Origin of the sequence: Citrobacter sp. Cpo061 (genome assembly GCF_030332845.1) — a bacterium.
GTDB lineage: Bacteria > Pseudomonadota > Gammaproteobacteria > Enterobacterales > Enterobacteriaceae > Citrobacter > Citrobacter portucalensis.
Genome location: NZ_JAOWHB010000054.1, coordinates 208,508 through 222,281, shown reverse-complemented (window position 1 = coordinate 222,281; position 13,774 = coordinate 208,508). Strand labels below are relative to the sequence as shown.

At 50.5% G+C, this 13,774-nt stretch carries 13 protein-coding genes; 6 read left to right on the top strand and 7 right to left on the bottom strand.

The window, feature by feature from the left end; translation table 11 throughout:
- Window positions 1–10: 10 nt before the first annotated feature.
- Both OGX97_RS21265 and fghA read right to left on the bottom strand, forming a co-directional pair.
- Window positions 11–1,996 (bottom strand): ligand-gated channel protein, encoded by a 1,986-nt coding sequence (locus OGX97_RS21265; RefSeq protein WP_103014201.1) that lies wholly within the window; start codon window positions 1,994–1,996, stop codon window positions 11–13.
- Between the two features lie 279 nt (window positions 1,997–2,275).
- Window positions 2,276–3,112 (bottom strand): S-formylglutathione hydrolase, encoded by an 837-nt coding sequence (gene fghA / locus OGX97_RS21260; protein ID WP_008785267.1) that lies wholly within the window; start codon window positions 3,110–3,112, stop codon window positions 2,276–2,278.
- A 322-nt stretch (window positions 3,113–3,434) separates the two neighbouring features.
- On the opposite strand from fghA, the gene folE reads away from it, so the two are divergent.
- From folE to mglC, 6 genes are all read left to right on the top strand, one after another.
- Entirely contained in the window at window positions 3,435–4,103 is a 669-nt protein-coding gene (gene folE, locus OGX97_RS21255) for a GTP cyclohydrolase I FolE (RefSeq protein WP_003027410.1), read from the top strand.
- 14 nt (window positions 4,104–4,117) lie between these two features.
- Window positions 4,118–5,275: a DUF418 domain-containing protein YeiB gene (gene yeiB, locus OGX97_RS21250; protein ID WP_048215912.1), complete on the top strand. Its 1,158-nt coding sequence runs from the start codon at window positions 4,118–4,120 to the stop codon at window positions 5,273–5,275.
- Between the two features lie 144 nt (window positions 5,276–5,419).
- Entirely contained in the window at window positions 5,420–6,445 is a 1,026-nt protein-coding gene (galS, locus tag OGX97_RS21245) for an HTH-type transcriptional regulator GalS (protein WP_020996668.1), read from the top strand.
- A gap of 293 nt (window positions 6,446–6,738) precedes the next feature.
- Window positions 6,739–7,737: a galactose/glucose ABC transporter substrate-binding protein MglB gene (gene mglB, locus OGX97_RS21240; RefSeq protein WP_003027399.1), complete on the top strand. Its 999-nt coding sequence runs from the start codon at window positions 6,739–6,741 to the stop codon at window positions 7,735–7,737.
- A gap of 71 nt (window positions 7,738–7,808) precedes the next feature.
- The gene (mglA, locus tag OGX97_RS21235) at window positions 7,809–9,329 is read left to right on the top strand and encodes a galactose/methyl galactoside ABC transporter ATP-binding protein MglA (protein WP_003027396.1); all 1,521 of its coding nucleotides are present in this window, start codon (window positions 7,809–7,811) and stop codon (window positions 9,327–9,329) included.
- Window positions 9,330–9,344: 15 nt separating this feature from the next.
- Entirely contained in the window at window positions 9,345–10,355 is a 1,011-nt protein-coding gene (gene mglC / locus OGX97_RS21230; protein WP_003027393.1) for a galactose/methyl galactoside ABC transporter permease MglC, read from the top strand.
- A 51-nt stretch (window positions 10,356–10,406) separates the two neighbouring features.
- Here the strand turns inward: mglC and OGX97_RS21225 are convergent, their stop codons facing one another.
- The 5 genes from OGX97_RS21225 to OGX97_RS21205 all read right to left on the bottom strand — a co-directional run bounded on the left by OGX97_RS21225 (window position 10,407) and on the right by OGX97_RS21205 (window position 13,661).
- On the bottom strand, window positions 10,407–10,646 hold the full coding sequence (locus OGX97_RS21225) for a DUF2542 family protein (protein ID WP_003834502.1): 240 nt from the start codon (window positions 10,644–10,646) through the stop codon (window positions 10,407–10,409).
- A 2-nt stretch (window positions 10,647–10,648) separates the two neighbouring features.
- Window positions 10,649–11,368, bottom strand: a complete 720-nt coding sequence (sanA, locus tag OGX97_RS21220; protein WP_003027383.1) for an outer membrane permeability protein SanA — start codon at window positions 11,366–11,368, stop codon at window positions 10,649–10,651.
- A 163-nt stretch (window positions 11,369–11,531) separates the two neighbouring features.
- Complete coding sequence (gene cdd, locus OGX97_RS21215; protein ID WP_079934537.1) at window positions 11,532–12,416, bottom strand: cytidine deaminase; 885 nt, start codon at window positions 12,414–12,416, stop codon at window positions 11,532–11,534.
- Window positions 12,417–12,564: 148 nt separating this feature from the next.
- The gene (locus OGX97_RS21210) at window positions 12,565–13,260 is read right to left on the bottom strand and encodes a CidB/LrgB family autolysis modulator (protein WP_235127166.1); all 696 of its coding nucleotides are present in this window, start codon (window positions 13,258–13,260) and stop codon (window positions 12,565–12,567) included.
- The gene (locus tag OGX97_RS21205; RefSeq protein WP_003834497.1) at window positions 13,257–13,661 is read right to left on the bottom strand and encodes a CidA/LrgA family protein; all 405 of its coding nucleotides are present in this window, start codon (window positions 13,659–13,661) and stop codon (window positions 13,257–13,259) included. Before OGX97_RS21205 ends, OGX97_RS21210 begins: the two co-directional genes overlap by 4 nt.
- Window positions 13,662–13,774: the final 113 nt, after the last annotated feature.

Sequence of the window (13,774 nt, the reverse complement as noted above, 5' to 3'; positions counted from 1 at the left end):
TGCGCCTAACTTAGAAGCTGTAAGTCATGCCAACCGTGTAACGACGTCCATCAAGAACGGTGTCGTAGGTATCGTAATCGATTTGTTTATCCAGCACGTTATACACGCCAGCGGTCATCAACAGATCCTTGGTAGCGTAGTAACGTAAACCAACGTCGACCTGAGTATAGGACGGAGTGCCCTGTGCCATTGAGGTACGGCTCAGGTATTCAGACGTTTTCCCGCGCAGATTCAGACGGCTCCAGAAACCGAGATCCTGCGTAGCCTGCCAGTCCAGCGTCGTGTTAAACATATGCTTCGGCATTTTGTTCAACGGCTGGCCAGAGAACTGACCGCTTTTCTGCTCAGATTCCGTGTAGGTGTAGTTCGCGGTCCAGTTGACGTCGGAGGTTATTTTCCAGCCGAAGGTGGATTCTACGCCGCGCATATTGGCTTTATCGACGTTAACGCGATCGCTGACGAAGTCATAAGTCGTATTGCCGATGGTGCAGGCCGGATCGGAACTGCTGTTACAACGGCGAACTTCGGTGATTTTGTTTTTAAAGTCGGTATTGAACAGCGTAACGCCTGCGTTGAGGTCGTTGCCGTTATCCCACAGTAAACCGATCTCTTCGCTGAGGCTTTTCTCTGGCTTCAGATCCGGGTTGCCGACAATGATTCCGTTCAGACGGCCACCGCCGGTAACCTGTCCCCAACTGGCAGAAGACTGGCGCAGATCCGGTGCACGATAGCCCGCGGAAACGCCACCTTTTAAGGTCCACTGATCGCTCAGATGCCATACGCCATAGCCGCGCGGCGTCCAGTTGTCACCGTAGTTTTCATCCTTATCCATACGCAGACCGCCGGTCAGCGTGAAGGTATCGGTAACGGCCCATTCATCTTCAGCAAACAGCGCCCAGCTCCAGCGGGTCAGTTTGTTCAGTCCATCAGCCGCTTGCAGCTGGTTGCCGTTATCGCGTAGTTTTTCATAACGGTATTGTCCGCCCAACGTCAGGGTGTGCGCCCCAAGGAAGACCTGGTTCTGGTTATTGAAAATCGTGTTGTAGGACTTCATCTGGCGACCGGGGTTGTCGGTCTCTTCCTGCTGGACATAGCTGGTGGAGTTGAAGTCGTCGTAATAACCGCTGTGGGTTATTGAGTACGTGGTGTGCACATACTTGTTTTCGCTTTTACTGTTGGGCTTACAGCTTCCGTTACGGCAGTTTTCCTCTGCCATGGATTTGCCTGGCGTACTGTCGCGATCCTGCAATTCACGTGCGTAATCGAAATCGATGTCGTTTTTATCATCTGGCGTAAAGTTCAGGGTTAATCCCCCGCTACGCATACGCTGTTCATTGTAGCCATTTACGATTTCATCTTCTGCGCGGTGGGAGAATAATCCGGTCACCTTCGCGCCAAGTAATCCGTCAATCAGTGGTCCAGACGCATAGGCGTTGGTCTGGTAAATATCGCCGGAGTCTCTGTCTTCCTGGAAAGTGGCATCGCCGTGCAAAGAGCCGGTCCAGGCTTTAGTATTCGACACTTTTTTGGTGATGACGTTAATGACGCCGCCCATCGCATCAGAGCCATAGAGGGACGACATCGGGCCGCGGATTACCTCGATACGCTCGATGGATTCCAGCGGCGGCAGCCAACCTTGCTCAATACCTGAGTTGTCGCTGTTAGGACGTGTACCGCGGGTGCTGATGCGTTTACCGTTGACCAGGAAGAGTGTGTATTGCGAAGCCATACCGCGAATACTGATATCGCTACTGCTCCCCCCGCCAGTGACGACGACGCCAGGGACATCTTTTAGCGCATCGGTGACATCTCGATAGGCTTTGTCCTCAATCTGCTGCTTGGTAATAACAGATATTGAAGCCGGGGCATCCTGAATTTTCTGCTCGAAACCGGTAGCGGTAACGACCACGGTGTCTTGTTCAGCGGCATGGCCGAGTGATGGGAGGCAGGCGACGCATACTGCGGCAGCTACAGCCTTAACGTGAGGTATAGTCATTTGTATCATTCCATTTAAATGAATCAAACTGCGCGTCATGTGAAAGGCCATGACAATTGTATGTATTTGTCTTTTAAGGACTCTTTTCAGTAAAGAAGCGGGGGGATTGTACAAAAGTATGAATATTTGTAAACACAAATGATAATAAAAATCATTTGTGTTTGATATAGTTTGGAGTGAAATGCTTTTTTAATCAATAAGATAGTGGGGGAAGAAAAAAGGAGAAAAAGTGAAGGAATGATGGAGAAATGAAGAGGGCTTCCGCCCTCAACTCAGGAATTACTTCAGCAAATACTGGGCGTGGAAGCGCAGGTGATCCTCAATAAACGACGCAATAAAGTAATAGCTGTGGTCGTAACCAGGCTGGATGCGTAGCGTCATTGGCCATGCGGTCTGACGGGCAGTTTCGGCCAGTACCGCGGGCTGCAACTGATCGGCAAGAAACTGATCGCTGTCTCCCTGATCGATTAACGTCGGGATCGCGTCTGCGGGTTTGCTGGCCAGCATTAACGCGCAGCTATCCCACTCTGCCCACTGTGTTTTATCTTCGCCCAGATAAGCGCTAAACGCCTTCTCACCCCACGGAACGCGACAAGGGTTTACGATCGGCGCAAAGGCGGAAACGCTGGTGTATCTCCCGGGATTTTTCAGCGCCATAATCAATGCGCCGTGGCCGCCCATGGAGTGTCCGCTGATGGCGCAGCGATCGCTGACGTTAAACTGCGACTGAATCAGTGCCGGAAGCTCATCACGCAAATAGTCATACATACGAAAATGCGTTGCCCACGGCTGCTGGGTGGCATTGAGGTAAAATCCGGCCCCTTGACCTAAATCGTAGCCATCATCGTTGGCAACCTGCTCGCCGCGCGGGCTGGTGTCCGGCATCACGAGAACAATACCCAGCTCAGCTGCAATGCGCTGCGCGCCTGCTTTGGTAGTGAAGTTTTCATCATTACAGGTCAGGCCCGACAGCCAGTACAGCACCGGAGGCGCGGCGTTATCACGGGGTGGTGGAAGAAAAATACTGAAGGTCATGGCGCAATTTAACGTGGCGGAGTCGTGACGCCAGCGTTGCTGCCAGCCTTCAAAACAGCGGTGCTCTTCAAGCATTTCCATGCGTGGCTCCTTGTTGTGTTGAACCTGAATGTGTTTGCGAACTCATCATAATACAGATTATTCATAGCACTGTGAGTAACTTTCACTTCCGCATTGAGCAAACATACTTCATCATCTATATAACTTTACATTAACACTCGACGTCACCGGGCTGAACGACAAGTGAAATCAGCAACGCTGAAAGGCTGTGCCAATTTCAATAATTATCACGGTGAATACTGGATTATGTGCGCCGCCTCACGCACAATGTTCTGGCTGTGACACAGCCTAAAAACTTTGCCCCATGCAGGGCAGAGGCGCCCCACCTGCAGGAGAAGAAGAAATGTCATCACTCAGTAAAGAAGCGGCACTGGTTCATGAAGCGCTGGTTGCGCGTGGTCTCGAAACCCCGCTGCGCCCGCCCGTGCAAGAGATGGATAACGAAACACGCAAACGTCTTATCTCTGGCCATATGACCGAGATTATGCAATTGCTCAATCTCGATTTGAGCGATGACAGTCTGATGGAAACTCCGCATCGCATTGCGAAAATGTATGTCGATGAGATTTTCTCCGGCCTCGATTACGCCAACTTCCCGAAAATCACCGTCATTGAAAACAAAATGAAGGTGGACGAGATGGTCACGGTCCGCGATATCACGCTGACCAGCACCTGCGAACACCACTTTGTCACTATCGATGGCAAAGCGACGGTGGCGTATATTCCGAAAGATTCGGTCATTGGTCTGTCGAAGATTAACCGCATTGTGCAGTTCTTTGCACAGCGTCCGCAGGTACAGGAACGTCTGACCCAGCAAATTCTCACCGCGCTGCAAACGCTGCTCGGGACGAATAATGTGGCGGTATCGATTGATGCGGTGCATTACTGTGTGAAAGCGCGCGGCATTCGCGATGCGACCAGTGCGACCACCACCACTTCTCTTGGCGGATTGTTTAAGTCCAGCCAGAACACGCGTCAGGAATTTCTGCGCGCAGTACGTCATCACAACTGATTAGGGCAGGAACCATGGAGCGTAATGTCACGCTGGATTTTATTCGTGGCGTTGCCATTCTTGGTATCCTGCTTCTCAATATTAGCGCCTTTGGCTTGCCGAAGGCGGCATATCTCAATCCCGCCTGGTATGGCGACATTACCTTATCTGACGCCTGGACCTGGGCGCTGCTCGATCTCTTCGCGCAGGTAAAATTCCTCACGCTGTTTGCTCTGCTGTTTGGTGCTGGTCTGCAAATGCTGCTCCCGCGTGGTAAACGCTGGATCCAGTCGCGGCTTACGTTGCTGGTGCTGTTGGGATTTATTCACGGTTTACTCTTCTGGGATGGCGATATCCTGCTGGCATATGGCTTGATCGGCCTGATTTGCTGGCGGCTGATCCGGGATGCGCCGTCGGTGAAAAGCTTGTTTAACACCGGCGTGGTGCTTTATTTGGCGGGCGTTGGTGTATTGCTGCTGTTGGGTGTGATCTCCGGGAGCGAAACCAGCCGGGCCTGGACGCCGGATGCTTCAGCGCTGCTGTATGAAAAATACTGGAAAGTGAACGGCGGAATGGAAGCAATCAGCAATCGCGTGGATATGATGTCCAATAGCTTGCTGGCGTTAGGCGCGCAATATGGCTGGCAACTGGCAGGGATGATGCTGCTCGGCGCGGCATTAATGCGTAGCGGCTGGCTAAAAGGGCAGTACAGTTTGCAGCATTATCGACGCACTGGCGTTCTGCTGGTTATTATCGGCATGGCGATTAACCTGCCTGCTATCATCGCTCAGTGGCATCTGGACTGGGCCTACCGCTGGTGTGCCTTCCTGTTACAAGCCCCGCGAGAGCTGGGGGCGCCTTTGCAAACCATTGGTTATGCTGCGCTGATGTTTGGTTTCTGGCCACAGCTTAGTCGCTTCAAATGGGTCATTGCTATCGCCTGTGTGGGGCGCATGGCATTAACCAACTATCTGTTACAAACCTTAATCTGCACCACGTTGTTTTATCAGGCCGGTTTATTTATGAAATTTGACCGGCTGGAGCTGCTGTTTTTCGTCATCCCGGTCTGGGCGATTAACTTACTTTTCTCTGTCATATGGCTGCGTTTTTACCGCCAGGGCCCGGTGGAATGGCTGTGGCGTCAATTAACCCTGCGTGCTGCGGGGACATCATTACCACGAACATCCAGATAACGATCTGGATCACATTCATTAACAAAATGGATGTAAGCGCTTTCATTCCTGTGACATCACTCACGCAGTCCGTTTCATTGTGCTGACAAAATACCCAGCCAGGGGTGTCTGCGGGCAGCCGCAATCTAAAACAGGGCAGTGAATATGGTAACCATTCGTGATGTGGCACGGCAGTCTGGCGTTTCTGTAGCGACCGTTTCCCGCGTACTGAACAACAGTGCGCTGGTGAGTCCCGATACGCGTGAAGCGGTAATGAAGGCAGTCACTCAGCTTGGCTATCGACCTAATGCCAACGCACAAGCACTGGCGACGCAGGTAAGCGACACGATTGGTGTTGTCGTCATGGATGTATCAGATGCGTTTTTTGGCGCGCTGGTAAAAGCGGTGGATATGGTTGCCCAGCAGCATCAGAAGTATGTCCTGATTGGCAACAGCTACCATGAGGCGGAAAAAGAACGTCATGCCATTGAGGTGTTGATTCGCCAACGCTGTAACGCGCTGATTGTACACTCTAAAGCACTGAGCGATCGGGAACTGGCTGAGTTTATGGATCAAATCCCCGGTATGGTATTGATCAACCGCCTTGTTCCTGGCTACGCCCACCGTTGCGTCTGCCTGGATAACATCAGCGGTGCCAAAATGGCTACCCGAATGCTGCTAAATAATGGTCATCAACGCATCGGTTATCTGGCATCAAGCCACCGCATTGAAGATGACGCCATGCGCAAAGAAGGGTGGTTAACTGCCCTGCAAGAGCAGGGGATTGTTGCGGCAGAAAGCTGGGTCGGCACCGGTTCGCCCGATATGCAGGGCGGAGAGTCCGCGATGGTGGAATTGCTGGGGCGTAACTTACAACTGACGGCGGTCTTCGCTTATAACGACAATATGGCAGCAGGCGCACTGACCGCGCTAAAAGATAACGGCATCGCTATTCCATTACACCTTTCTATCATTGGCTTCGATGATATTCCCATCGCACGTTACACCGATCCGCAGCTAACCACTGTGCGCTATCCCATTGCCTCAATGGCAAAAATGGCGACGGAGCTTGCGCTACAGGGGGCGGCTGGCACGTTGGATCCGCAGGCGTCTCATTGTTTTATGCCAACGCTGGTGCGTCGTCATTCAGTAGCGCTGCGGCAGAATGCGGCACCGATCACTAACTCATAACGTTGCGCGATGTAACCGCTTTCAATATGTGAGTAAATTCACAGTATATTAACAATGCGATAGCTATGATGACACTGTTTGTTGCGCTGTAACTACTATGTAACGGTGAATAATCACTTTCATCGAGGTATAGGTGCCTTAAACAAAAATTAAAGCCTGTTTTTGGAGCGTTGCCAGACACGGAAGAAATATTTTTTAAAAGTGAGCTTCGGCGTTCAGTAACACTTCAGTAACGTTCTGCCTGCCGAGCATTTATCTCAAGTACTACCCTGCATAATAAAACCGGAGATACCATGAATAAGAAGGTGTTGACCCTGTCTGCTGTAATGGCAAGCATGTTATTCGGCGCGGCTGCGCACGCTGCTGATACCCGCATTGGTGTGACTATCTATAAATATGACGATAACTTTATGTCTGTAGTACGTAAGGCTATTGAAAAAGATGCCAAAGCGGCACCAGATGTACAGCTGCTGATGAACGACTCGCAGAACGACCAGTCCAAACAAAACGATCAGATCGACGTGCTGCTGGCAAAAGGCGTTAAAGCACTGGCGATTAACCTGGTTGACCCGGCAGCTGCTGGCACGGTCATTGAAAAAGCACGCGGACAGAACGTACCGATCGTATTCTTCAACAAAGAACCTTCTCGTAAAGCGCTGGACAGCTATGACAAAGCGTATTACGTCGGTACCGACTCTAAAGAGTCCGGCATTATTCAGGGTGATTTGATTGCCAAACACTGGGCAGCTAACCCGAACTGGGACCTGAACAAAGACGGCAAAATTCAGTTTGTTCTGCTGAAAGGCGAACCGGGACACCCGGATGCTGAAGCACGTACCACTTACGTGATTAAAGAGCTGAACGACAAAGGTATTAAAACTGAGCAGCTGCAGTTAGATACTGCAATGTGGGATACCGCTCAGGCGAAAGATAAGATGGATGCGTGGATGTCTGGTCCAAACGCGAACAAAATTGAAGTGGTTATCGCTAACAACGATGCGATGGCAATGGGTGCAGTTGAAGCGCTGAAAGCGCACAACAAAACCAGCGTACCAGTATTTGGTGTGGATGCGCTGCCTGAAGCGCTGGCTCTGGTGAAATCTGGCGCCATGGCCGGTACCGTCCTGAACGATGCCAACAACCAGGCGAAAGCCACCTTCGATCTGGCGAAAAACCTGGCTGACGGCAAAGGTGCGGCAGATGGCACTAACTGGAAAATTGAGAACAAGATTGTTCGCGTTCCGTACGTAGGTGTCGATAAAGATAATCTGGCAGAGTTCACCAACAAATAAATACTCCGTATGTGGGCGCAATTTCATTGCGCCCTTAATAACGCACTCTGCAAGGCCAACAAGGTATAATTATGGTCAGCACACATACTCAGTCGTCAGGCGAATACTTGTTGGAAATGACCGGCATCAACAAGTCCTTCCCCGGCGTTAAGGCGCTTGATAATGTCAATTTAAAAGTCCGCCCGCATTCTATTCACGCCCTAATGGGAGAGAATGGAGCGGGGAAATCAACATTATTGAAATGTCTTTTCGGCATCTATCAAAAAGATTCCGGCAGTATTTTATTTCAGGGTAAAGAAATCGATTTTCATTCTGCGAAAGAAGCGCTTGAAAATGGTATTTCGATGGTACACCAGGAATTAAACCTGGTATTACAACGTTCTGTAATGGACAACATGTGGCTGGGACGCTATCCCACCAAAGGCATGTTTGTCGATCAGGAAAAAATGTACCGCGATACCAAAGCGATATTTGATGAACTGGATATTGATATCGATCCGCGTGCGCGTGTCGGCACATTATCCGTTTCACAAATGCAGATGATTGAAATTGCGAAAGCATTCTCCTATGACGCCAAAATCGTCATCATGGATGAGCCAACTTCATCGTTAACCGAAAAAGAAGTTAACCATCTGTTCACCATCATCCGTAAGCTGAAAGAGCGTGGATGCGGTATTGTTTATATCTCTCACAAAATGGAAGAAATCTTCCAGCTGTGCGATGAAATTACCGTACTACGCGACGGCCAGTGGATTGCGACCCAGCCGCTGGAAGGGCTGGATATGGATAAGATCATCGCCATGATGGTCGGACGTTCACTGAACCAACGTTTTCCGGATAAAGAAAACAAACCTGGTGAAGTCATTCTGCAAGTGCGTAACCTGACCTCGCTGCGCCAGCCGTCGATTCGTGATATCTCGTTTGATTTGCACAAAGGGGAGATTCTTGGGATTGCCGGTCTGGTAGGCGCAAAACGCACGGATATCGTTGAAACGCTTTTTGGTATTCGTGAGAAGTCATCGGGTACGATTACGCTACACGGCAAAAAGATTAATAACCACAGTGCAAATGAAGCCATCAACCATGGTTTTGCACTGGTCACGGAAGAGCGCCGCTCAACCGGTATTTATGCGTATCTGGACATTGGTTTTAACTCGTTAATCTCCAATATCCAAAACTATAAAAACAAAGTTGGTCTGTTGGATAATTCCCGCATGAAGAGTGATACCCAGTGGGTAATTGACTCTATGAGGGTAAAAACGCCGGGTCATCGTACGCAAATCGGTTCACTTTCTGGCGGTAATCAGCAAAAAGTGGTTATTGGTCGTTGGTTATTAACCCAGCCAGAAATTCTGATGCTGGATGAACCGACGCGTGGAATCGATGTTGGCGCGAAATTTGAAATTTATCAGTTGATTGCCGAACTCGCGAAAAAGGATAAGGGGATTATTATTATTTCCTCTGAAATGCCGGAGCTGCTGGGTATTACCGATCGTATTCTGGTGATGAGCAATGGTCTCGTTGCTGGAATTGTTGACACTAAAACAACAACGCAAAACGAAATCCTCCGTCTTGCGTCTTTGCACCTTTAAGATTAGGGGCTCCTCATGAGTGCGTTAAATAAGAAAAGTTTTCTTACTTACCTGAAAGAAGGCGGAATTTACGTTGTTCTTTTGGTTTTGCTGGCGATTATTATTTTCCAGGATCCCACTTTCTTAAGCTTACTGAACCTGAGTAATATTCTCACGCAATCCTCGGTGCGTATTATTATCGCATTGGGTGTGGCTGGACTGATTGTTACCCAAGGGACCGACCTGTCGGCGGGGCGTCAGGTTGGCCTGGCGGCAGTGGTGGCGGCAACTCTGTTGCAGTCGATGGAGAATGCCAACAAGGTGTTCCCGGAAATGGCGACGATGCCGATCATTGTAGTGGTGCTGATTGTCTGCGTGATTGGCGCCATTATCGGTCTGGTGAACGGTATTATCATTGCTTATCTGAACGTAACGCCGTTTATTACCACACTGGGTACGATGATTATCGTTTACGGGATCAACTCCCTGTACTACGACTTCGTCGGCGCATCGCCAATTTCTGGCTTTGACAGTGGATTCTCAACCTTTGCGCAGGGCTTTATTGCACTGGGCAGTTTCCGACTCTCCTACATCACATTCTATGCGCTGATTGCGGTGGCCTTTGTGTGGGTGCTGTGGAACAAGACCCGCTTCGGTAAAAACATTTTCGCCATCGGCGGAAACCCGGAAGCTGCGAAAGTGTCCGGTGTAAACGTTGCGCTGAACCTGCTGATTATCTATGCGTTGTCTGGCGTGTTCTATGCCTTCGGTGGTTTGCTGGAAGCAGGGCGTATCGGCTCAGCGACCAACAACCTCGGCTTTATGTATGAGCTGGATGCAATTGCGGCGTGCGTGGTTGGCGGCGTGTCGTTCAGCGGCGGGGTAGGTACCGTGTTTGGCGTAGTGACCGGTGTGATCATCTTCACCGTCATCAACTACGGTTTGACCTACATCGGCGTGAACCCTTACTGGCAGTATATTATCAAAGGCGGCATTATCATCTTCGCGGTCGCGCTGGACTCACTGAAGTACGCGCGTAAGAAGTAATCTGGGAAGAGAAAAATAAAACCGGTGCAGAGGCATTCTGCATCGGTTTTTTTATTTGATAAAGAGTAACCAGATACCAGTGAACAATGCACCAATGGCCATACCGAAATAGACGATGATATAGCTCCAGTAAGTGCTGGGTTCTTTAGCGCGAGAAATGATCATTGGCGTCTGCGAACCTTTCACTGTTTTCTCGACGATACCGGAACGCAGTCCCTTCAGGCCTTCTCTGCACGTCCAGAGAACAATCATCAGTACGCCAATAACGATAAAGATCGTTTTTCCTTCCATGCTTATTTTCCTTGTTTCTTTTGTAATTCGAGTAATTGTTCAGGCGTGACCGCCGGATACCCCTGCGCATCGTCCGGTACCTGATGCATGGTAGGGATGGGCACCAGTGGGCCTAAAAAACGAGGCTCACGTTTGAAAATGTAGAGATCGGCGAGTGCGCCAAAACGGGCACCAAATTCACGTACCCGCACGGTGAGCATATCTTTTGGCGAAGGCACCGCATAGCACTGAGCCTGAATACCCATATGCAGCGCAATAAACAAGGCGCGCTCACAGTGGAATCGTTGAGTAATAATGATGAAATCGTTGGTATCGAATACTTTACGCGTACGCACGATGGAGTCGAGCGTGCGGAACCCGGCGTAATCAAGCACGATGTCAGCGGGATCAACGCCTGCGGCAATCAGATCCTTACGCATCGTCATGGGTTCGTTGTAGCTTTGCTGGGCATTGTCGCCGCTTAACAGCAGATAGTTTACCTTCCCGCTGTTATAGGCGTTCAATGCGCCCTGAATGCGGTAGCGGTAATACTGATTGATGACGCCGGTGCGGTAATACTTCGCCGTGCCCAGAACCACACCGACCTGGCGGTAGGGTAAATCCTGCAATTCGTCGTAAATGTAGGGAGCAGTCTTCCAGCTCATCCAGCGATCGAGTCCAAGCACAGTCAAAAGCAGCAAGCCTAACAGGACTAACAGGCTGTAAAACACGCGCTTTAACATGCAGAAAACTCGTTATTTGGATGGAATTTCAATCAGGCTACTGTACCGGAAGACGTAGCGCAAGAAACAGCAGTCTGATTGAGGGGATTTTAGGCATTCTGCATAGTGCCGGATGGCGGTGTAAACACCTTACCCGGCCTACGAACTGGCGTTATTGAGTCGATTAACCCAGGAGAACGCGCTCAATATTATTGCAGCCCAGTGCTTTCAGCGTGGCGGAGGTCGCATCCCACTGAATCAACGGCGCGTCGGCTTTTTCAGCCAGCACGGCGCGTTGGATATCTGGATAATCATAACCGTTCAGATTCAACAGGTTTAACGCGCCTTGCAGCGGTGGCAGGGTCGGGTTAAAGGCGGCATTTTCAGCATAGCTGCCGCTAAAAATACGGCCATCTTTACACTCCAGCGCCACGCCGCTTGGGGATTTGCTGTACGGCATATGACATCTGTTGGCAGCAGTGATTGCCGCTTGGGTCAACGCATCGCCCTGCAGCGCGAAGCCGTGATCCTGATCGTCCATCAGCAGCGTTTTAATCTCCAGATCTTTCGGGCCGAAGGCATCTGGCAGGTAATCACGCAGCACGTGTGGCGCACGTCCCGGCAGATGAATCCGTAAATCCAGTCCGCTGTTCAGTTCGTTCATAAACTGGCGACAGTGGCCGCACGGCGTGTAGTTGACGGTGATGGCGGCGAGCCCTTTTTCACCGCGCAGCCAGGCGTGGCTGATAGCGCTTTGCTCGGCATGAACAGTTTGCTGCATGGTCGCGCCCAGGAACTCCATGTTCCCACCGAAGTACCAGTTGCCGCTGATGCCGCGAGAAATTGCCCCAACGTTGAAGTTGGACAGCGGAGTACGTGCGCAGGCCGCAGCCAGCGGCAGCAGAGCGAATGCCAGCGCGTCTTCGTCCAGTCCCGATTCGCGTTTCAGCAAAGAGACCTGCTCAGCAGTTAGCATGGCGGGGAAATGTGCATCCGCCAGAACAGGGGCCAGGGCTGATTGCAAGTTATCCGCGAGTTGGGCAAAAGCAGTTTGAAAACGTGGATGCATGGCGATGCCTCATAACAATGTAATGGAATCGTAGTTTACGGGCCTGTTATGGCTTTATATGTGATCCAAATCTCATTGTGTATGCAACTTATGAAACTTAAATGAAAAATGTGCAACGCATCGCAAATAAATAGCTAAAAAATGAAGATTAACCCACTACTGCCAGAATAATCGGGAACAGGAACGGGGCTACCAGCGAGGTAATAATGCCGCAAATGACCAGCGCCAGTGAGCTAAACGCACCTTCCTGATAGTCCAGTTCCGCACAGCGTGCGGTGCCCAGGGCGTGCGACGCGGTGCCCATTGCCAACCCACGTGCGGCCTTAGTGCGGATACGCATCACATTAAGCAACGTATGACCAAACACTGCCCCCAGGATACCGACAAAGATGACGCATACGGCGCTGATCGCCGGAATGCCGCCAATACTGCCACCCACCGCCATAGCGATAGGTGTAGTGACCGATTTTGGCATAATAGACGCGGCAATTTGTGGTGATGCGCCCATCAACAAGGCGATTGTTGTACCTGTTACCATCGCCACAACGCTCCCGGCAAAACAGATAGCAATGATTGATTTCCAGCGGGCGCGAATCTGGTGCAACTGTTCGTATAACGGATAGGCCAGCGCGACCACGGCAGGCTGCAGCAAATCGTTCAGCACTTCGCTGCCTTTGAAATAGTGATCGTAGGGAATACCTGTCAGCAGCAGAATGGGAATAATTACCACCATGGCAACAAGCAGCGGATTCAGCAAAGGCATTTTAAAGCGAGCTGCCAGCTTACGTGCGCCAAAAAATACCGCCAGCGTAAGAGGTAACGACCACCAGATATACGACATCATTTTTTTGCTTTAGCCTCTTTTTGCCCAACGATTTTGCGCTCACCGTGCACAATGTGCGAGCTCCAGCTCACCACCAGGAAAACGACCAGCGTACTGATGGTACAAGACACCACCACCGGACCAAATTGCGCGCGCAGCAGGTCAAAGTACTGCATGATCCCCACGCCAATCGGGACAAACAACAGGGCCATATAGCGAATCAGCACGTAGCAGCCGGGGTTAACCCATTTTGCCGGTAACACCTGCAAAGCCAGTAAGACAAATAGGATCAGCATGCCGATAATGCTGCCCGGAATGGTGATAGGGAGTAGCGATGCAAGAAAAATACCTGCATAGAGGCAGGCATAAATCAGGACGAATGCGCGCAAATATTGCCAGATAACGTTCAGTGCTTTGCTCATAGTTGAAACCCTTGACGAGACTGATTCATCATACAATTAAACTTAAAAACGTGCTACCGATCACATCATGAATTCTAAGCATAGAGGAAATAGATATCTGGAACATCGGGCGA

Bases quoted from the DNA above. Each gene is read 5' to 3' on its own strand.
- OGX97_RS21265 (WP_103014201.1), bottom strand. From the start codon at position 1,996: ATGACTATACCTCACGTTAAGGCTGTAGCTGCCGCAGTATGCGTCGCC.
- fghA (WP_008785267.1), bottom strand. From the start codon at position 3,112: ATGGAAATGCTTGAAGAGCACCGCTGTTTTGAAGGCTGGCAGCAACGC.
- folE (WP_003027410.1), top strand. From the start codon at position 3,435: ATGTCATCACTCAGTAAAGAAGCGGCACTGGTTCATGAAGCGCTGGTT.
- yeiB (WP_048215912.1), top strand. From the start codon at position 4,118: ATGGAGCGTAATGTCACGCTGGATTTTATTCGTGGCGTTGCCATTCTT.
- galS (WP_020996668.1), top strand. From the start codon at position 5,420: ATGGTAACCATTCGTGATGTGGCACGGCAGTCTGGCGTTTCTGTAGCG.
- mglB (WP_003027399.1), top strand. From the start codon at position 6,739: ATGAATAAGAAGGTGTTGACCCTGTCTGCTGTAATGGCAAGCATGTTA.
- mglA (WP_003027396.1), top strand. From the start codon at position 7,809: ATGGTCAGCACACATACTCAGTCGTCAGGCGAATACTTGTTGGAAATG.
- mglC (WP_003027393.1), top strand. From the start codon at position 9,345: ATGAGTGCGTTAAATAAGAAAAGTTTTCTTACTTACCTGAAAGAAGGC.
- OGX97_RS21225 (WP_003834502.1), bottom strand. From the start codon at position 10,646: ATGGAAGGAAAAACGATCTTTATCGTTATTGGCGTACTGATGATTGTT.
- sanA (WP_003027383.1), bottom strand. From the start codon at position 11,368: ATGTTAAAGCGCGTGTTTTACAGCCTGTTAGTCCTGTTAGGCTTGCTG.
- cdd (WP_079934537.1), bottom strand. From the start codon at position 12,416: ATGCATCCACGTTTTCAAACTGCTTTTGCCCAACTCGCGGATAACTTG.
- OGX97_RS21210 (WP_235127166.1), bottom strand. From the start codon at position 13,260: ATGATGTCGTATATCTGGTGGTCGTTACCTCTTACGCTGGCGGTATTT.
- OGX97_RS21205 (WP_003834497.1), bottom strand. From the start codon at position 13,661: ATGAGCAAAGCACTGAACGTTATCTGGCAATATTTGCGCGCATTCGTC.